An 18,683-nucleotide genomic window follows, 5' to 3' on the forward strand; every position below is an offset into this window, starting at 1 on the left:
CGCTGGTGCGCACACTTCGTCTAAAATTGACGTACACTAAACACCACATAAGGGAGGAAACAGCGATGATGGATCCGAAGATTCTCGATGAACTGGCGCGGAAACTCGCCGACAGCGTACCGGTCAACGTTAAAGACTTGCAGCAAGATCTGGAAAAGAATTTCCATGCTGTTTTGCAAGGCACCTTCAATCGCCTCAATCTGGTGACACGCGAGGAATTCGACGCCCAAATGGCACTGCTGGCCCGCACCCGTGCCAAAATTGACCAACTGCAAAAACAAGTCACAGAATTGGAAGATGCCAGCGGTCTGCGCACCAAGACCAACAACTCGAGTTATCTTCCGTAGTATTTATGTCACTCGCTGTCGTTTACAGCCGCGCCGGCTGCGGTATCGATGCGCCACTGGTCACGGTTGAAGTTCACCTTGCCAATGGCTTGCCAAGCCTGTCGATTGTTGGTTTACCCGAAACTGCCGTCAAAGAAAGCAAAGATCGCGTCCGCGGCGCACTGCTCAACACCCGCTTTGAATTTCCTATGCGCCGCATCACCATCAATCTGGCACCCGCAGATTTACCGAAAGACGGCGGCCGTTTCGATTTACCGATTGCGCTCGGCATCCTCGCGGCATCGGGCCAAATCCCCGCCGATAAATTGAGCAATTACGAATTCATTGGCGAACTTGCCCTCTCCGGCGAACTACGCCCCGTGCGCGGCGTGCTGCCTGTCGCCCGGCAAAGCCGCGATGCGAAACGCGCCCTGGTGTTGCCGCGCAGCAACGCCGCCGAAGCGACATTGGCAGGCGATTGCATCGCGCTCGGTGCCGATCATTTGTTGCAAGTCTGCGCCCACTTCACTGGCAATGGCGCATTAAACCCGGAGCCTGCGATGAGTTTGCCAGAACTACCGGAATTCATCGCCGATCTCAGCGATGTGCGCGGCCAGCCGCATGCCAAGCGCGCATTGGAGATTGCGGCGGCGGGCGGCCATAGTCTGCTGATGATCGGCCCGCCCGGTACCGGCAAGACCATGCTCGCCAGCCGTCTGCCCGGCGTATTGCCGACGATGACCGAAGAAGAAGCGTTGGAAACCGCAGCGCTGCAATCGATTAGTCTGCACGGATTTAGCACTGAAAATTGGCGATTACGCCCATTTCGTGCGCCGCACCATACCGCTTCGGCCGTTGCCCTGGTCGGCGGTGGCAGCAATCCACGCCCCGGTGAAATTTCTCTGGCGCACAATGGCGTGATGTTTCTCGATGAACTGCCGGAATTTGACCGCAGGGTGCTGGAAGTGCTGCGCGAACCGCTGGAATCCGGCAAGGTCACTATTTCGCGCGCTGCGCGCCAGGCTGAATTTCCCGCCCGCTTTCAGATGATCGCGGCGATGAATCCTTGTCCTTGCGGTTATCTTGGCGACAAGGGCGGCCGTTGCCGCTGCACTACCGAACAGGTACAACGCTATCGCGCCAAGATTTCAGGACCGATCCTCGATCGCATCGACATGCACATCGAAGTGCCGCAACTGCCGAAAGAACAACTCTACGCTGAACGCGACACCACGACCGAAACCAGCGCCCTCGTGCGCCAACGCGTCGAGGCCACCCGCCAACGCCAACTTACACGGAGTGGCAAAGCCAATCACCAACTCAGTAGCCGCGAAGTGGAAAAATACTGTCGCGTCGACGCCGCCGGGCAAAAACTACTGCAACAAGCCGTGGACCGGCTCGGCCTCTCCGCACGCGCCTATCACCGTATCCTGCGCGTCGCGCGCACCATTGCCGACATCGCCGCCAGCGACAACATCGGCATCGGCCATCTCAGCGAAGCCATCAGCTACCGGCGGCTGGACCGTAACAGCGCCCACTAGTACACACCAAAGAAGGCAGCGGATGCGTCCCCGCCAACGCCAGTATGCCTCGCACCAGCCGATAAACCCACCACACCGCCACCAACACCATGACCCCCAAACCGAAGATGTAATACGCGGTACCGATCCCCACCATCGCCAAAATCAGGGTCGCGGCGATGCTGCGCAATATCCACTCGTGATGGGTCGCCAACAGCTCCAGCTCGGAACGATCGACGGCGCTGGCCGCCGGCAGTAACCGCTTGTATCGTCTCAGCTTCCAGCCGCTGATCAGCGCCGCAACCGGCACCGTAATGATGGCCAGACAACACAAATAGCTGTACCAAATCCAGCGCCGCTCGTAACTAAGTTCTTGATCAGATAATAGGTTCACAGGATTACCTCCTTTGCGCGGCCCGATGAAAGTGCGCTGCGAGGTGCATGAACTCGGATGCGTCATCGGACGCTACAGATACACTCCAATCCATACTACTGTAATCAAGTATAGACCATGTCAGCCGCCTGTTAACCCGAACACTGTCATCACCTCCTAATTATGATAAGGTTCCGGCCAGACCCCTGAGCTATAGGAGAAATACTCACCATGAACCCAAACTCACACGAATTCCCCGGTATGGATCCCGCGGGTTTATTCCACGAAGAAACTTATACCGATCGCAAAATCGGCAGCATCCGGATGCTGACCCCAGTCACTGTCGAAGGCACTACCGATACTGCGCGTCAGCCCTTATTCCTCGGCCAAACCCAGGTCATGACCCCGGCCGGCGCCCTGCCGCTCAGTTTTGAAATCCCCGCCAAAACACTAAAAGAAGCGATGGATGAATTTGCCAAAGCGGCCGATCAGGCCCTGGAACGCACTGTAAGGGAGTTACAGGAAATGCAACGCGAAGCCGCTTCGCAAATCGTTGTGCCGGAAATGGGTGGCAGCGGATTGCTGGGGCCAGGCGGCGGCAAGTTTCGTTAGTTTACAAAACGAATATAACCGCAAAGGTCGCAAAGGCACGCGAAGTGACAAAAGTAGTTTAATCTGCTGACGATCGGTTTTTTGCCGACGTAAGGCTTCCCTCTCTCACGGATTTTTCTTTGCTAACTTTGCGACCTTCGCGGTTTATTCCTTGATTAGAGATCGTATTTTCATGCAACTCGACGATAAAAATTTCTCCGCCGAAGAAATTCGGCAAAAAACCAATCTCGAAACCGGCCGCCTGAGCTGGCCCGAATTGCAACGCCATTTCGCACGCGGCGTAGTCATTGTGGTTACGGGTAATCTGGATTTGGTGGAGGTTGCAAGATGCTTTATTCAAGACAATAAAGCATCCGTTGAGCAATGGTTGAATACCGGCGGTATCGCCCATGCTACGGATACCGACGCCCAACGCTGGCACGAAACACAAGCCGAGTTTTGGGCCGTAGTTATTGCACCGTGGGTGTTGGTGCAGGAACGGAATGCGTTGACGATACGCTAAGTAATGCTTTCTGCAGGATGCGCATGGCGCACTCTGCCTGGCGAGGACCCTCAATCTCCAATTAAAGCGATTTTGAGATAGGCGCTAGTTATGACCCTTAATTTTTTTCGCATCAAATTGCAGATCGGTCACATCTTTAGCGATCACGATCCAGTTCAACGCATCCTTAAGCACATCAGCCTTACCCAACACCACCTTGGGCTGGTTGTAACAGCGTTTGGGTAACATCCAGGTCTGGTCTTTCAGCGATGCAGGATGGTTGGCGCTAAAGCGATGTCGGCCAAGCGCGTCCTCTGTCACCTGCCATGACACCTGTGCCCGATTGTTCATAAAGTTGGCCAGGTCGGTCATGGTATACCACTTGAAGATGCCATTGTCTTGATAGGCGTCCGCGCGATCCAACAAGGCCTGAATGACCTCGGGATACCCAACTGCGCCCGGTGGATGCGCGTAGATCAGACGACTGGTATGGTTGTATACGGCGAAATCCATCAGCGCCGCATACCAACGCGTGATCTCCGCATTACCGACCCCATACTTGGAAAACTCTTCGAACGTTGCATACTGACCCAAAGGACTGACCGGAAACGCCCACATGCCCCGCTTCGTAGGTTTGCCTTCTCGATAAGCGCGGGTTGGTCCCATACCCGTATCGCCGGCAAAGTAATAACCACGGATGCCATAATCCTGTAACCAGTCCATGGCCCAGAGTGGATTATTGCCGAGCGGTGCAGAATACTCGGTGGTCTTGCGCCCGAGAACAGCATCCACCGCTTCATGATTCAACACCAGGTATTGTTTAAAGTCCGCACCGTTGTCTTCAGTGGCTTGTGATCCATAATAGTTATGAATCCAACCACCATGGCTGGCCACCTGATGACCCTTCTGATCAAGGTAGCGCACCCATGTCTGCGCCTTTAAATTATTGGGCAGATCCATGCCCAGGCCATCGCCCGCATAGTTAACATCAGGGCCCGCGGTAAAATGAATCGAGTATGGTCCACGATCCCACACGCCTTGTTTATCGAGCTGCCCAATATTCACCTCGACCGGCTTGCGGTAATCAACATGCCAGTTGAACACCAAGCCACCGATGCCTTTAGGATGATTGGCCAACCGTGGCAGGCCTAACATGGTGTTAGCAAAATAGTGCATAAAACCATGCATCAGCATGCCGTCGGTTTGCCCTTTGAGATAGCTCAGCGACAGATTGACGAACAGCACCTTGCCCGCGCCAACGCTATTCAAACCAGCCACCAAGCCATAACGAGGCGAGGACAACAGCACGTCGCCGGCATAGTGATCGCCCCGATTTCGGGTCACAAAACTCTTATAGTTGATAACTTCATTGGCATAACCACTGATTTGATGCACCTCTGTCGAGGCCGCAACCGGTATGGGTAAGGGTCGTTGTTTATCAACAACCTTGTTCGCGTCGTCATCATGGTCAAGGGTAACGATTTTCAGACCACCAGGATCGTATTCATTGGCAGGCACGTAGGTCGGCATATCTCGTACCGGCAGGCCGGCGAATGGCATGGACTTGCCCGGTGGCACTTGGAGCTGCCAGAGCATTTTTTCGACGCCCAGCACCGGCCCAAGCCCTACCAACTTGTTGATCGTGCCGGCCTCATGAAACTCTTCATAAAACAGATAATCAACCCCGGCCAGATCACCAAAGCGCGATGAATATGTGAGCGGCGATGTGATGACAGGATTACTTGGGTAGACACCCTTGGACGTCAGGGCACCGGCATCGTAAACAAGCATGAGCTTGCCTCCCTGGGAAACGTAGCTTTTCAGCGCCGCAATCAGTTCATCGCTGGCTTTCTGGTGAATCTGGTCGGGCATGACAAAGCCACTATACTTAAGCGCCCTCGTCCCCAAAGCCATAAAGTCAGAGTCATGCATGAACTCCAGCCTAACCCCTTCTTCGCTGGCGGCATCGACCCAGGTATCCGCCCGAGGATCATCCTGAGACTCAAACCCATCCGGAATCAAAACAATCAAGCTATCCACGCTGGCTGCCTCAGCATTCAGTGTGAATAGCAGCGTCGATATGAACAATACCCCGATGACAACACACAGAGCTTGCAATAACTTTTTAAACATCTCGCTTCCTTGCTTTATTAGCATTACTCGAACCAGTGCTGACGCTGTGTTCGTTAAAGGATTGGTCGTCAATGACTCAATTCCATTGCATGCACCGATAGCATCCATGCCTCGGCCATCCTCCTCTTTCAAATCATAGGATAACCCTTCAATGCAGCTTGGCGACAAAAATTTCTCCACCAACGAAATTCGGCAGGCTCAGGATACGAATTTTGTAGACCTTATCTGAAGGGGTGAGATTGATATGATTTCAACTGATAGACAACGTCTGACGTTTTGGAGCGAGCGGTTTTTCAAACGCAAAACGAGAGCTTGGCTCACCCGGTGCAATAGACAGCACATTACACCGCGCACTTCCCAGCAGCTTGTTGAAAAAACGCTGAGGGGCGCTAAACGTAAAAATCAAATTCAGAACCCAGTAGCATTTTCAGCTTGGCGATAATTTGTTCCTGCTCACCGGGCGCATATTCCTTTGGGGGCGCTTTGCCCCACACCGGCGCCGGCCAGGCGGTGTCGTTGCGATAACGGACGATGTGATGGACATGCAGTTGCGGGACGACATTGCCCAAAGCGGCGATGTTGATCTTGTCGGCCTCGAAGGCGTTGGAGATAACTTCGGCGAGATAAGAAGATTCGTGCAGCAACTGCATTTGGTCTGCCTGACTTAATTGGTAGATCTCACTGATACCTTCCCGATCCGGGACCAGGATAAACCAAGGGTAGTTGGCATCCAGCATCAGCAGCAATCGGCATAACTCAAAACGGCCGATACAAATACTATCCTTTTGAAGCTGGGGATGAAGCTCAGCCACGATTTAGTTCTTTCATTAATAATGTGGATTCTTAATCTACCGGAATTCAGGTTGGGCAGCAATTGATTTACATAAAACTAATTCACCATCGCCCCTTCCGTTTGTTGATCCTTAGATCTATCTTTAGTAAGCACTCGCTGGATTGTGCGGGCGATGCTACAAACCTTAATCAACCCGGAGGGTACCCATGAACGAACATAAGGACAGACTGTGTCGTGCTGCAGTTGGAACGTTAGCGCTGATATTCAGCTTGAGCGCGGGTGCGGTGGAGTTTGTTTACGATACCACCTTCAAACAAAGCAACGGGATCATCACCGCGGAATTTCCATTGGCGTTTTCCAATGTCAGTGTTAATAACATTACGAGTTATCAAATCTATAGGTTAAACGGCACTACCCAAACCGATGTCACTACGCTGGGCTGTGCGACCACCTCAACGTCAACCCCTACCTTCAGCTTTATTGCCTCGGCTCCCGGCACCAACACTACCTTCACTGCGACCTGCGGCAATAATATTCCGGTAGGTGCCCAAGCGCGGCTTTCGGTCTCAGTGAATCAAACCCAACCCCTGGTACTGGTGGCGGGACCACGCATCGTTGGCGTCAACGCGGTTACCAAACTGAGCTGGTCACACAGCGGTGATTTCTTCCAATGTCAGCCGTTCACGTTCAACGGCCAAAATTCGGCCTGGTCACCGGCGAACTTCGCGCTGACAAGCCAACTTTCGTCACCACAGGGCAGCACCAACTTGATTGCCTCGAGCTTTCCACGCACGGTGTCGTTTGCCTTGCAATGCATTCCGTCCACCTTTTTCGGCATGCCGCCATTGGCGTCGGTCAATGTAACTGTACAATAAATAGCTATGGGCGAGTTTGAAACTCGCCCCTCCGCTCCTTTTTTATTCTGTGGCGGCTTGGAAATGCTCTACCCACCAATCGGTGGCCTGCGATTCAGCCTCGATGATTTGTACTGGCGTCATCTTCTCCGCCAATGCCCGGCGCGGGTCACCTGCGGCCAAGTCACCATCACCGACCATTTCCCAAACACCGGCGATGCTGTACCACATGTAAGCCTTCACATAATCTTTATTCACGCCGAGGCCATTCTCATAGAGATAACCCAAGCGCCATTGTGAGGGGCCATGTTTCTGCGCCGCAGCCGCACTGTACCAGGTAGCGGCCAGCGAATAATTTTGCGCGATGCCTTGGCCGGTTTCATACATCTCTGCCACACTAGCCTGGGCATTGGCATCGCCCCAGGAGGCGGCCTTGGCTAGCCATTTGGCGGCCAAGGTATAGTCTTTTTTGCCACCCACGCCTAAACGGTAAATCCGTCCCAGTCGCGCTTGTGCCACGGGATGATCATGCTCGGCAGCCTGGGTATACCATTGAATCGCCTTAGCCATATCGCTCTTGCCGAGCAATTTGCCATCTTCATAAAGGAAACCGAGCGCCACTTGTGCGGCGGCATCATTTTGCTTGGCGGCTTCCTGCAACCACCGCTCGGCCTGCTCGCCAGCGGCCGGCCCATGCTTGCCAAAGAGGTAATCAAGCCCCAGATCACGCTTGGCTTCCAGATTACTGCCAGCGGCCCGGGCTTGAAGATCTTGGCGCGCCTTTGACACTGCGGGACCTTGTTGCGCAATGGCCACGCCCCCGCTAACGCCTAACCACAACGAAACTGCAACCACCATCGGCCTGCATAACATCATTGGTTTACTCTCATTGTAGGGATTAAAGTGACTAGATTCGCCGAGCCCGCCGCCGCCGTCAAGGTCCAGCCGCCACCGTTACCAATACGTGCCCGCCAATGGACTCACACCAAACAGATGCTCATGTCCATGCAGGACTCCGACGTACACCAGGAGGGCAGCCAGCAGCCGCCAGAAGCCTATTTCAGCCAGCGTCAGATGATTACGTCCGCGCAAGATCGCAAGCAGGGGCAAGACGGAGGTCTGTGCCGAGAAGCGACCCCAGGCTTCACCATGAATCTCGCGTTGGCGGCGTTCAATACCGCGCACTTCGCCGATCGCCAATGCTACAAACCCGCCGAAGAATATCAGGGACGCTAAATCGCCATTAAACAGCAGATGCACCGTGGCCCAAATCGCAACTCCCGTCAGCAATGGATAACGTGTGATGCGATAAATCCCGCGCGCACCATCCAACTCCGCGGATGACGGCCGCCGCCGCATGGCCACTGGCGATGTTGAAATCAATCCCAATACCGCAAAAAAGATCGCCAGCAGCACCCCGACTAAGGCAAGACCTCGAAAACGATATACCTGTCCCCAGAGCTCTTGATACGGCGCATGACGATACGCCCATACCATCCACACCAGGCCCAGCAATGCGCTGACACCAAACAATCCAAAATAAGCCTTTTCACCAATGCCTTTTATTATTTGCTGCCGCATCGGGCTTGCCGCGATAAAGACATGAATCCCCACAAAAAACAGCACTGCCAACATCAATTGCGTCATAGCGATTCCTATTATTTAGGGCGCTTCTATATCGCTCCACCCGAGTTTATCAATTATGTCACGAAAATCACGCGCCAGCGGGGCGGTGATTACCAGCGCTTCGCCATGCACTGGATGCTGAAATAGTATCTGCATCGCCGCCAGCAACAAGCGCTGGCAATTAAATTGCTGGCGAAAAAAATCGTTCTGACGGCCATCGCCGTGCGTAGTATCGCCGACGATGGGATGAAAGATATGCCTCATATGGCGACGGATTTGATGCTTGCGCCCGGTTTTTGGTTCAATACTAAGCAAAGAATAACGCGCCGTTGTGTAGCGGCCCACGGGCAAGGGTAACTCTACGGTTGCCAGCCGCCGATACGCGGTGATGGCAGGTTGCGGCGCTTTATCCTGGCGCGCCCTGCGATCAGCGATGGCATCCAGCTCTTCCAGCAACGGATAATCAATCACATCCTGTTCATCGGCGTAGCCGCGCACCACTGCCAAATAGTGCTTCTGCACACCGCCAGTGACGAGAATCTCGCCCATGCGTCGCGCCACATCGGCATTCAATGCAAACAACAACACGCCTGATGTCGGTTTGTCCAGGCGATGTACTGGATATACACGCTGGCCAATCAAGTCACGCACCAACTGCACGGCAAACTGGGTTTCATGACGATCTATCATCGAACGATGCACCAGCAATCCGGCTGGCTTATGAACCGCGATCAAATCCGGATCTTGATACAGAATGCTGTCGTGATCGATCATGGCTATGCTGCCAGCCGTGCCGAGAGCAGAATATTTCGGGGCGTGGTTGTGCGCTGACAAAACTGACCAATACGCACCCTGTAGCCGTGCGATTCCATAAAACTGGCCATATCCAGCACCAACCACAACTCCAGCACACGGCGAAAACTTTGGCGCACCAAACTTAAGCGCATGACGTCATGCTGCCGCTGCCAGCCTATCGCTTCATAATGTGCAGCATCTGCATCCGTATATACTTGTTCGCGCTGCGCCAGCAGGCGACAGAATTCATTAAACTCAAGCCTTAACCAGGATTTATCGATTGGCGCGATGGGATGATAATGATCATCACCCGTCACATCGCGCCGCCAGCGATCAAACCCCAGCTTCCAGGCCATTTCCTGGTCCCGCCATTGCACCTCGCGCACGCTGGAGGTTGCTGTCTCAGTGACGGCCAGGCGCAAATCGTCACGCCGCAACTGTAACTGCAAGCCCTCGGTAAAGGGCTGATAGTGGTTGGTGGCCGCAAAATAATAACAGCACGGCGCCAAATCCAGGGCTGGCACCTGCGCCGCAACCGCTTGCCGCACCAAGGTACGGTGCAGCTCACCACAGGCGTGCAATGCGACGACATGTTTTTTATTTAATACGTGAGATTGCGACTCTGCCAGCACATCCGCGACGACAAACTGCTGTGCAATATGCGCACGCTGCGCCAGACATTCACCTTCAGCACACAATTCTTTATTCTTCTCCAGTGTCATCACCGGCACTTGCCACTGTTGCGCCAGCAAACGCCCAAGATGGCCTTTGCCGCCGCACCACTCCAGCAACGGCTGCTTCACCATCCCTACCGTCGCGGCGAATGCCGTGATTTGCGCCCATTTTCGCCCCGGAATTTGCCAGATAAAATGCGGCCCACTGTCGGCAAGCGGATGCTGTTCCAGATCAGACAATGCGCGCCATTCCAACAGCGCACGCAACTCAGGCACATGCTGCCCCAGCAGTGCTAATAGCGGTGCATCATCGTGGGAATAATGTGCCAGATCGTTATCTGTGAGGCTGAGTAATGCAGTGCTGAGTGCGGGCAATTGCAAACCCCAAGCGGGTTGCTGCTCTTTAAAGGGTTGCGGGCGCCACAACCATTCGTGCGCCCGCAAAAAAATATCTAGCTGGAAAAGGGAAGTTTCGAACTGTGGTTCATTCCTGATCACACGGGACTAAATACTACCCAACCGCTGTAACCCAGCAATAGCACCAATATTCCAAACACGATGCGGTAATAGGCAAAGGGTGCGAAGCTATGCCGCCCCACATAGGAAAGGAAACGTTTGACCACGAACAAAGCACTGATAAAGGCTGCAATAAAGCCCAGTGCCAACAGACCGAAATCGTTGATGTCGAACAGATCACGGCTCTTATACAAATCATAACTGGTCGCTGTCAGCATGGTGGGAATGGCCAGAAAGAATGAAAACTCGGTCGCCGCCGAACGCGACAATCCACTCAACAAACCACCCATGATGGTAGCGCCCGCACGTGACACCCCGGGGAACAAGGCAAAACTCTGGAAGAGACCTACCTTGAGGGCATCCTGCCAACTCATTTGATCAACGGCTTCAATTTTGGTGACGTGCTTACGCCGCTCAACCCAGAGAATAATAAATCCACCCACCACCAGTGCCGCTGCGACGGTATAGGGATTAAACAAATAGGCCTTGATCGTTTTATGAAACAACAAGCCGAGTACTGCGGCTGGCATGAATGCGATACCCAGATTTATCACAAATCGGTTGGCGCCGGGATCACGACCAATCCCTGCAACAGTACTCATGACACGCTGGCGGTAATGCCAGATGATCGCCAGGATGGCGCCCAGCTGGATAAAAATCTCGAAGGTCTTGGATTTTTCACCGGTGAAGCCCAGCAAGTCACCCGCGATAATAAGGTGTCCAGTGCTTGAGACGGGCAAAAATTCAGTCGCGCCCTCCAGTAAACCCAGCAATAGGGCCTTAAAATAAAGAATCATATCCATCGTTTCAGCCTAACGCCAAATAGAGATAGGTCAAATACAGTGCGCCATTGACCAACAAATGCCAGACGCGCAGCGCCCCTCTATAAATCATGAGCCTGATCCACAAGGCAGCCACCAAGGTAATGATGATGCCAAATAAAACTTCGGGGCGCGGTTCCCACGGCGTGAGTGAAATCCCGATCGCGGGCAACAACGTACCCTGAAACACCATTGCCCCTGTGATATTGCCGAAGGCCAGCGTATCTTTGCCTTGGCGTATCCAGAGAATACTGTTCACTTTCTCCGGCAACTCGGTGGCGATGGGGACGATCAACAACGACAACACCAACGCCGAGATACCAATGATTTTTGAAAGATCGTCAACGCCGGAAATGAATCCCTTGGCACCCGCCACCAGCAGACCCAACCCCAGCCCCAGCTGAAACAGGATGACAAACATATTTTCTGGCAGCCCCACTCGCGACAGAAACATCGGCTTGTCCGCCTCGGTACCGTGACCATCTTCCACCAACTTGGCGGAGGCGCGCAGGGTCAGCATGACGTAAATGAAATACAGCAGCACCAGCGAGAAACCGATCATGGCCCGGATATTGGCCATGTCATGCGGCACAAAAAGCGCAATTGCCGCGATCGTAAATGCGATCAGGAAAAAATTCATGTCCCGTGTGAAGCCACTACGCTCCGCCTTAAACTCACCCTGTGGACCGCGCGACTTCCAGCATACAAAAGCGAGCAGGGACAAAGACAGCGTCGACAACATCAACGGCGCACCCAGAATCGCACCGACACCAATTTCTTCATTGACATGGGTATCTGCAGTCCCGGCAAAAATTGCCAGCAAGGGGACCAGGGTTTCCGGTAGTGCCGTGCCGACGGCGGCAAAGATGGAACCGGTCACCCCCTCGGAGATTTTGAGCCGTTCGCCGAGATGCTCGAGGGCATTGGTAAACACTTCGGCCGCTATCAGGATGACAAGGAGGGAAACAATAAGAATGATGACACTGGTCATTTAGGGATGTCTCAATAAATTCAATGCCGAATTGTATGTCAGTTGCCGCCTCGCGTCACCCGGCGTAGCCCAGCGCGGCCGAAACGCGTAGCCCGGCCTGTTTCACCCAGTCCACCCATTCCTGGCGCCAGCGCTCGATTGGCGCCGAGATCGAGAGTCCGGCCACCACTACACCGCTGCTATCGCGAATCACCACCCCGATGCAGCCGACGCCCAGCTCGGCCTCCTCGTTATCGAAGGCATAGCCGTCGCCGATGGCGCGCCGGGCCTCCTGCGCCAGGCTGTCGGCATCGGTGACGGTATTGGCGGTATAGCGCGGCAAACCGGTGCGTTGTGCATAATCGCGCACCGCCGCCTCACCCTGATCGCCCAGCATCAACTTGCCGACCGCGGTGACGTGCAGCGGGGCGCGGCTGCCGATGACCTGCTCGGCCCGCACCGCCCGCTTCGCCGTCATGCGCTCGACATAGACGACCTCGTCACCCTCGCGCACAGTCAGATTCACCGTCTCACCCACCTGGTCGCGCAGCCATTCCATCACCGGCCGCGCCTCGCCGCGCAGGTCAAGCCGCGAACGGACGCGATCCCCCCAACGCAACAGCCGGGCGCCGAGCCGGTAGTGGCCGGCCGGATCGCGATCGACCAGACCATGCCCGCCGAGCGAGGCCAGGATCCGGAAGGCGGTCGAGGGGTGGAGCCCGGTATCGGCCGCAATCAATTTCAGACTGAGGGGCTGATCGTGGCCCGCCAGTGTGTCGAGGATGGCAGCTGCCCGATCAATGACTTGGATTGGGGTAGTGATTTTGTCCATATTTCACATTATGAAAACGATTGTGTATTGTGAAATATTAGTCGATCGACTAATTTAATACAAGCCATCGATTATTCCGGGCGCTGGGTTTAGCGCCCCCTATTTGCCAGGAGACCCCCATGTCCGCGATCCCGAAAGCCAAGACCGACGCCATCCCCGCCTTTTGCGCAGGCATCCAGCACTTCGGCGACACCTGGCCCGGCTTTGATCGTTACGCCAGCCAGGCGGCGATCGGCGCGGGTCAGGCCGCGATCACCAAGACGGACGACCAAGCCGTCTACCAGACGCTACTGGCTGCCGACGCTCTGCGCTACCTCACGCTGCAAGTGACCGGCGCCAAAGGCTCCGGTCATCCCGGCGGTTTTGCCTCCAGCGCCGAGGCCCATGCGGCGTTGATCATGCTCGGCCACACCAACATTGTTACCGAGGTTGGCCACCATGCGCCCGGCTTTTATTCTTCGATGTTTCTCGACGGTTCGCTGGAGGAGATGGGCATCAAGACCATGACCGACATGATGGCCCGTTTCCGCGAGAAGCACGGGCTGCTCGGCCATCTTTCGGGGGCGATCCCGGGGCTGTTGGCGCCGGCGGGTCCACTGGGGCAGGGCCAGCATTTCGCCATGGCGGGCGCGTTGTTGCATCCGGACAAATTGTTCCCGGTGACCATCGGCGACGGCGGCATGGGCGAGCCCTATGTCCTCAACAGCATGATGCACTTCCACACCGCTTATCCCAAAGTCACCAACTTCCTGCCGGTGCTGATCTGGAACGGTTATTCGCAGGAACACCACTCGATGGTATCGCGCATGACCAATGACGACATGGTCGCTTACTGGAAGGGGCATGGCTTTGACAACGTGATGCTGGTCAACGCCAAAGATTATGACGACAGCAATCAAAGCAGCGCCTATGCCGACAGCACCTATTTCGCTTTTGAAAAACGTCTGGCCTTTACCAAAGCGGTGCTGCAAGGCGTCGAGCTGGCGGCCAAATCGGCGCTCGGCGGCAAATTGACGGTGTTCATCATCAAACAGATGAAGGGCGCGGGCGTGCATGCCGTTGGCGCCAAGTCGCACAACTTGTATCCAAAGGATACGCTCGACCAGCCGCATATTATCGATGGACTGAAGCGCCGCGCCTTGACGCCTGCGGCGTGGCAAATCGTGCGCGACAATTTCAGCCGCGCCGGTGGCGGCCCGGCCGTGAAAACCGTGGTCACCGAATTCGAATTGGACATTGCGCCGCTGCCGAAGCTGGAAATGCAGGAGTTCAACAAGGGTGAACAGGCTGTTCCTGCCACGGCCATGGGCGCGCTGGTGGCGCAGATTGGCAAGGCCGATTCGCGTTTCGTCGTCACCAATGCCGACGGCAACGAAGCCTCGGCCATGAAGAACATTAATGATGCGCTGAAGATTCGTCATCCGACGGCCGATCCGCTCTACAATCAGGAACCGAATGGCCAGGTCTATGAACCGTTAAACGAAGACGCCTGTGCCGGTCTGGCCGCTGGTTTGGCATTATTCGGTTCGCGTGCGCTGTGGTTGTCTTATGAATCGTTCGCCATCAATGGCTGGCCGGTCATTCAGACCGTCACTCAGGCGATGGCAGAACTGCGCCGTAAAACGCCGTCAATCGTCACTATGTTTACCGCGGGCGCACTGGAACAGGGCCGCAACGGTTGGACGCATCAACGGCCGGAGATCGAAAATTATTTCGCCGCCATGATGCGCAACGGCAACGTCTATCCTTTGTTCCCCTGCGACGCCAACGCCATGCAAGTGGCTTATGAATACGCCACCAACAGCGTCAACAAGGGCATGGTGCTGATCGCCTCCAAGAGCCCGCTGCCGGTGTACATGAGCTTGAGTGAAGCACGTCACGCCGTCGCGGAAGGCGCGGCCACGATCCATGAAAGCAAGTCCGGCACCAAGGGTACAGTGGTGTTCGCTGTCACCGGCGACATGGTTATGCTGCCGGTGTTTGCAGCCAAGGACCAACTGGAAGCAGACGGTTATCGTGTGCGCATCGTGGCGGTGATCAATCCGCGCCGCCTCTATCGGCCGACGGATGTTGCCTGGGACACGGTTTCGGAACCGGATAATAAATTCATGGCTGACGATCGCTTCAACGCGCTGTTCGATGGCGACACTCTGCTGGCGGTCAGCGGCGGCCCCAGTGCATCGCTGGAACCGGTACTGCTGCGCACTCGCGCGCCGAGGCGTGACGTGTTTTGCTGGAAACGTGGCGAAACCACGGCCTCGCCGGCGGAGATCATGGCATTCAACGGCATCACTGCCGAAGCGATGATTAAACGAGTACAGTAATTGAGCTGATCACTGGCGGGTTATCGTGCGATAACCCGCCGCTATTGGAGCGCGAAGATGGCTACTACCAAAATCGTTGTCTTGGACGACGACCCGACTGGCTCCCAGACGGTACACAGCTGCCTCCTGCTGACCCGCTGGGATACCGGCACGCTGACAGCGGCGCTGCAGGACGCGGCGCCACTGTTCTTCGTGTTGACCAACACCCGCGGCATGGCGGCGAATCGCGCTGCTGCGGTTACGCGCGAGATATGCATTAATCTGCGCCTTGCGTTGGCGGCGCTGAAACAAGCGGGCACAGAAATCAATCCGATTCTGGTGAGCCGTTCCGACTCCACCCTGCGCGGCCACTATCCGGTGGAAACCGATGTCATTGCCGAGGAACTGGGTCCGTTCGATGCGCATTTCCTGGTGCCCGCATTTTTTGAAGGTGGCCGCATTACCCGTGGCGGCGTTCACTATCTGCTTGTTGATGGAAAACCGATACCGGTCCATGAAACGGAATTTGCCAAGGACTCGGTGTTTGGCTACAGCACTAGTTACCTGCCGGATTACGTTGCCGAAAAAACCGGTGGCCGGATTCAGGCCGATCAAGTCGAGCGCTTTCTGCTGAACGACATCCAAGGCAACATTCCTTCGCGCCTCCGCCGACTTGAAGGCAATACCTGCTGCGTCGTGGACGGTGAAAAACAAAGCGACCTCGACCGATTCGCGACGCATATCCAGACTGCCGCCACCGACGGTCAGCGTTTTTTATTTCGCAGCGCCGCCAGCCTGCTGACCTCGCTCGCCAAGCTGCCGCCACCATCGATCACTGCCGAACAAATGGCATCCTGTGTCCGTGATGGACAGGCCGGGGCAATTATCGTCGGCTCGCATGTCAAAAAAACCACCGCACAATTAAATATGCTGTTGCAGCAGCCGGGAACCGTCGCTATCGAAGTGGATGTCGACCGGATTGCCCGAGACCGTGACAAATTGCTCCAAGAAACACTCGTCGCAGTTTCAACCGCGCACAATGAGGCACGAACGCCTGTGGTTTTCACTAGTCGCACCGAAAAGGCTTTTGCCGATCAGCAGGCGCGACTCGCCTTCGGCGAACAGGTGTCGGCATTGCTCATGGACATAGTACGTAACTTGCCCCCAACGATTGGTTTTTTGATCAGCAAGGGCGGCATAACTTCTAACGACGTGTTAACTAACGGCCTGGCGTTGTCCACTTCACGCGTACTGGGGCAGATTCTGGCGGGCTGCTCGGTCATCCGTTGCCCACAGGGTCATCCTCGCTTTCCGAATTTGCCGGTGGTCATCTTTCCCGGCAATGTTGGTGACGACAATGCATTGGCCACGGTCTATCAGCGCCTGACCATCCCCGCTGAAACAATCACGCCACGCGTCAGCCCCTGGCTCTATAAAAATGCAAAGCGCCATTGATGGTTAACAGGCTGTGAATTAGCATGCAGGGGCGATTCATGAATCGCCCCTGCTCTCTAACGGAGAGCGCGTTTTTCAGCGGCCAGTTAAAAAATTGAGTATTGAATTATGGACAAGGAAAGGCCCGTCACACTGCGCCTCAACAAGGCTGAACTCGTCGCCGCGCTGCGCGGCATTTTGCCCGCGGACAGCATCTTGTATCAGGAAGAAGACCTGCGGCCATATGAATGCGATGGCCTCTCCGCCTATCGCCGTTTGCCATTGATTGTCGTCTTGCCAGACACCGTAGAGCAAGTTCAAAAGATAGTGCAGTTGTGTTATGAAAATGATGTGCCGGTCGTCGCGCGCGGCGCCGGCACCGGGCTTTCCGGCGGCGCGTTACCCCACAGCGAGGGTGTTCTGCTCAGTCTGGCGAAACTGAAATCGATTCTTAATCTTGATCCGCTGGCACGCACGGCACGGGTACAGCCCGGCGTGCGCAACCTGACCATTTCGCAAGCGGCGGCAGCGCATGGTTTGTACTATGCGCCTGATCCTTCATCACAGATTGCCTGCACCATCGGCGGCAATGTCGCCGAAAATTCGGGCGGTGTTCATTGTCTGAAGTATGGATTAACCGTTCACAACATCTTGCAGGTTAACCTCGTCACCATTGAAGGCGAACTGCTAACCATCGGCAGCGAGGCGCTCGATGCCCCCGGCTACGACCTGCTGGCCTTGATTACTGGTTCCGAAGGCATGCTGGGCGTGATTGTCGAAGTAACCGTTCGATTGCTTCCGCAACCGGAACGGGCGCAAGTCGTGCTCGCCGCCTTTGACGACATCGAAAAGGCGGGCACCGCTGTCGGCGCCGTCATCGCCGCGGGCATTATCCCTGCCGGTCTGGAAATGATGGACAAGCTCGCAATCAATGCCGCCGAGGATTTCGTTCATGCCGGTTATCCGCGCGGCGCCGAAGCCATTTTGTTGTGCGAACTGGACGGTACCAACGAGGAAGTCTCCGAACAGGTCATGCGGGTGCGTGAGCTCATGAACGAATGCGGCGCCAGTGAAGTGCGCACCGCCAGGGACGAGGCCGAACGGACCATATTCTGGAAAGGCCGCAAGGCGGCTTTCCCCGCCGTCGGCCGCATTTCTCCGGATTATTACTGCATGGATGGCACCATCCCGCGCCAGCGGCTGCCTGAAGTGCTGCGCCGCATCCGCGAACTTTCTGATCACTACGGCCTTCCGGTGGCGAATGTCTTTCATGCAGGCGACGGCAATCTTCATCCACTGATTCTTTATGATGCCAATAATCCCGGCGAGTTTGAGCGCGCTGAGGTTTTCGGTGGCAAGATTCTGGAAGCCTGTGTCGAGGTTGGCGGCACGATCACCGGCGAGCACGGTGTCGGCATGGAAAAAATCGATCAGATGTGCGTGCAATTCAACAGCGCCGAACTGACGCAGTTTCACGCCATCAAGCACGCCTTTGACGGCAAGGCATTGCTCAACCCGGGCAAGGCGATACCGACATTGCACCGCTGCGCCGAATTTGGCGCCATGCATGTGCACCGTGGCCAACTGGCGTTTCCGGAACTGGACCGGTTTTAGCGCGGC

18 protein-coding genes are annotated in these 18,683 nt (G+C 55.5%); 8 read left to right on the top strand and 10 right to left on the bottom strand.

Going from position 1 to position 18,683, the window contains the following annotated elements:
• Positions 1-65: 65 nt before the first annotated feature.
• Together HY272_10430 and HY272_10435 are read left to right on the top strand one after the other, a co-directional pair.
• Positions 66-347, top strand: a complete 282-nt coding sequence (locus HY272_10430) for an accessory factor UbiK family protein (GenBank protein MBI3773099.1) — start codon at positions 66-68, stop codon at positions 345-347.
• A 5-nt stretch (positions 348-352) separates the two neighbouring features.
• Positions 353-1,867 carry a YifB family Mg chelatase-like AAA ATPase gene (locus tag HY272_10435; GenBank protein ID MBI3773100.1) on the top strand — a complete coding sequence of 505 codons (1,515 nt, stop codon included), beginning with the start codon at positions 353-355 and terminating at the stop codon, positions 1,865-1,867.
• Here the strand turns inward: HY272_10435 and HY272_10440 are convergent.
• Positions 1,830-2,240, bottom strand: coding sequence for a hypothetical protein (locus tag HY272_10440; GenBank protein ID MBI3773101.1), 411 nt, complete (start codon positions 2,238-2,240; stop codon positions 1,830-1,832). The two genes, HY272_10435 and HY272_10440, sit on opposite strands and share 38 nt — an antisense overlap.
• 240 nt (positions 2,241-2,480) lie before the next feature.
• Here HY272_10440 and HY272_10445 point away from each other — a divergent pair, with 240 nt between their 5' ends.
• Complete coding sequence (locus tag HY272_10445) at positions 2,481-2,831, top strand: hypothetical protein (protein ID MBI3773102.1); 351 nt, start codon at positions 2,481-2,483, stop codon at positions 2,829-2,831.
• A 172-nt stretch (positions 2,832-3,003) separates the two neighbouring features.
• Positions 3,004-3,333: a DUF2288 domain-containing protein gene (locus HY272_10450; GenBank protein MBI3773103.1), complete on the top strand. Its 330-nt coding sequence runs from the start codon at positions 3,004-3,006 to the stop codon at positions 3,331-3,333.
• Positions 3,334-3,417: 84 nt separating this feature from the next.
• Here the strand turns inward: HY272_10450 and HY272_10455 are convergent, their stop codons facing one another.
• The gene (locus HY272_10455) at positions 3,418-5,445 is read right to left on the bottom strand and encodes a hypothetical protein (GenBank protein ID MBI3773104.1); all 2,028 of its coding nucleotides are present in this window, start codon (positions 5,443-5,445) and stop codon (positions 3,418-3,420) included.
• 389 nt (positions 5,446-5,834) lie between these two features.
• On the bottom strand, positions 5,835-6,257 hold the full coding sequence (locus tag HY272_10460; protein ID MBI3773105.1) for an HIT domain-containing protein: 423 nt from the start codon (positions 6,255-6,257) through the stop codon (positions 5,835-5,837).
• A 187-nt stretch (positions 6,258-6,444) separates the two neighbouring features.
• Here HY272_10460 and HY272_10465 point away from each other — a divergent pair, with 187 nt between their 5' ends.
• Positions 6,445-7,113 carry a hypothetical protein gene (locus tag HY272_10465; GenBank protein ID MBI3773106.1) on the top strand — a complete coding sequence of 223 codons (669 nt, stop codon included), beginning with the start codon at positions 6,445-6,447 and terminating at the stop codon, positions 7,111-7,113.
• A gap of 42 nt (positions 7,114-7,155) precedes the next feature.
• Here the strand turns inward: HY272_10465 and HY272_10470 are convergent, their stop codons facing one another.
• From HY272_10470 to HY272_10500, 7 genes are all read right to left on the bottom strand, one after another.
• A complete protein-coding gene (locus HY272_10470) occupies positions 7,156-7,968 on the bottom strand; it encodes a sel1 repeat family protein (protein ID MBI3773107.1) in 813 nt (270 codons plus the stop codon).
• Between the two features lie 78 nt (positions 7,969-8,046).
• Positions 8,047-8,739, bottom strand: a complete 693-nt coding sequence (locus HY272_10475) for an NnrU family protein (GenBank protein ID MBI3773108.1) — start codon at positions 8,737-8,739, stop codon at positions 8,047-8,049.
• Positions 8,740-8,754: 15 nt separating this feature from the next.
• Positions 8,755-9,492, bottom strand: coding sequence for a tRNA pseudouridine(65) synthase TruC (truC, locus tag HY272_10480; protein ID MBI3773109.1), 738 nt, complete (start codon positions 9,490-9,492; stop codon positions 8,755-8,757).
• Positions 9,493-9,494: 2 nt separating this feature from the next.
• Positions 9,495-10,631 carry a methyltransferase gene (locus HY272_10485; protein MBI3773110.1) on the bottom strand — a complete coding sequence of 379 codons (1,137 nt, stop codon included), beginning with the start codon at positions 10,629-10,631 and terminating at the stop codon, positions 9,495-9,497.
• Positions 10,632-10,681: 50 nt separating this feature from the next.
• Positions 10,682-11,506: an undecaprenyl-diphosphate phosphatase gene (locus HY272_10490; GenBank protein MBI3773111.1), complete on the bottom strand. Its 825-nt coding sequence runs from the start codon at positions 11,504-11,506 to the stop codon at positions 10,682-10,684.
• 4 nt (positions 11,507-11,510) lie between these two features.
• Positions 11,511-12,515, bottom strand: a complete 1,005-nt coding sequence (locus HY272_10495; GenBank protein ID MBI3773112.1) for a sodium:calcium antiporter — start codon at positions 12,513-12,515, stop codon at positions 11,511-11,513.
• A 55-nt stretch (positions 12,516-12,570) separates the two neighbouring features.
• Positions 12,571-13,326 carry an IclR family transcriptional regulator gene (locus HY272_10500; protein ID MBI3773113.1) on the bottom strand — a complete coding sequence of 252 codons (756 nt, stop codon included), beginning with the start codon at positions 13,324-13,326 and terminating at the stop codon, positions 12,571-12,573.
• Positions 13,327-13,445: 119 nt separating this feature from the next.
• Between HY272_10500 and HY272_10505 the strand changes: the two genes are divergently transcribed.
• The 3 genes from HY272_10505 to HY272_10515 all read left to right on the top strand — a co-directional run bounded on the left by HY272_10505 (position 13,446) and on the right by HY272_10515 (position 18,677).
• On the top strand, positions 13,446-15,650 hold the full coding sequence (locus tag HY272_10505; GenBank protein MBI3773114.1) for a phosphoketolase: 2,205 nt from the start codon (positions 13,446-13,448) through the stop codon (positions 15,648-15,650).
• A 57-nt stretch (positions 15,651-15,707) separates the two neighbouring features.
• Positions 15,708-17,084: a four-carbon acid sugar kinase family protein gene (locus HY272_10510; protein ID MBI3773115.1), complete on the top strand. Its 1,377-nt coding sequence runs from the start codon at positions 15,708-15,710 to the stop codon at positions 17,082-17,084.
• A gap of 108 nt (positions 17,085-17,192) precedes the next feature.
• Positions 17,193-18,677 carry an FAD-binding protein gene (locus HY272_10515; GenBank protein MBI3773116.1) on the top strand — a complete coding sequence of 495 codons (1,485 nt, stop codon included), beginning with the start codon at positions 17,193-17,195 and terminating at the stop codon, positions 18,675-18,677.
• Positions 18,678-18,683: the final 6 nt, after the last annotated feature.

The sequence above is a fragment of the Gammaproteobacteria bacterium genome, assembly GCA_016200485.1.
In the GTDB taxonomy this organism is placed as follows: Bacteria; Pseudomonadota; Gammaproteobacteria; order Tenderiales; family Tenderiaceae; genus JACQEP01.

Bases quoted from the DNA above. Each gene is read 5' to 3' on its own strand.
- HY272_10445 (MBI3773102.1), top strand. From the start codon at position 2,481: ATGGATCCCGCGGGTTTATTCCACGAAGAAACTTATACCGATCGCAAA.
- HY272_10470 (MBI3773107.1), bottom strand. From the start codon at position 7,968: ATGATGTTATGCAGGCCGATGGTGGTTGCAGTTTCGTTGTGGTTAGGC.
- HY272_10495 (MBI3773112.1), bottom strand. From the start codon at position 12,515: ATGACCAGTGTCATCATTCTTATTGTTTCCCTCCTTGTCATCCTGATA.
- HY272_10500 (MBI3773113.1), bottom strand. From the start codon at position 13,326: ATGGACAAAATCACTACCCCAATCCAAGTCATTGATCGGGCAGCTGCC.
- HY272_10510 (MBI3773115.1), top strand. From the start codon at position 15,708: ATGGCTACTACCAAAATCGTTGTCTTGGACGACGACCCGACTGGCTCC.
- truC (MBI3773109.1), bottom strand. From the start codon at position 9,492: ATGATCGATCACGACAGCATTCTGTATCAAGATCCGGATTTGATCGCG.
- HY272_10450 (MBI3773103.1), top strand. From the start codon at position 3,004: ATGCAACTCGACGATAAAAATTTCTCCGCCGAAGAAATTCGGCAAAAA.
- HY272_10475 (MBI3773108.1), bottom strand. From the start codon at position 8,739: ATGACGCAATTGATGTTGGCAGTGCTGTTTTTTGTGGGGATTCATGTC.
- HY272_10515 (MBI3773116.1), top strand. From the start codon at position 17,193: ATGGACAAGGAAAGGCCCGTCACACTGCGCCTCAACAAGGCTGAACTC.
- HY272_10430 (MBI3773099.1), top strand. From the start codon at position 66: ATGATGGATCCGAAGATTCTCGATGAACTGGCGCGGAAACTCGCCGAC.
- HY272_10455 (MBI3773104.1), bottom strand. From the start codon at position 5,445: ATGTTTAAAAAGTTATTGCAAGCTCTGTGTGTTGTCATCGGGGTATTG.
- HY272_10435 (MBI3773100.1), top strand. From the start codon at position 353: ATGTCACTCGCTGTCGTTTACAGCCGCGCCGGCTGCGGTATCGATGCG.
- HY272_10505 (MBI3773114.1), top strand. From the start codon at position 13,446: ATGTCCGCGATCCCGAAAGCCAAGACCGACGCCATCCCCGCCTTTTGC.
- HY272_10490 (MBI3773111.1), bottom strand. From the start codon at position 11,506: ATGGATATGATTCTTTATTTTAAGGCCCTATTGCTGGGTTTACTGGAG.
- HY272_10465 (MBI3773106.1), top strand. From the start codon at position 6,445: ATGAACGAACATAAGGACAGACTGTGTCGTGCTGCAGTTGGAACGTTA.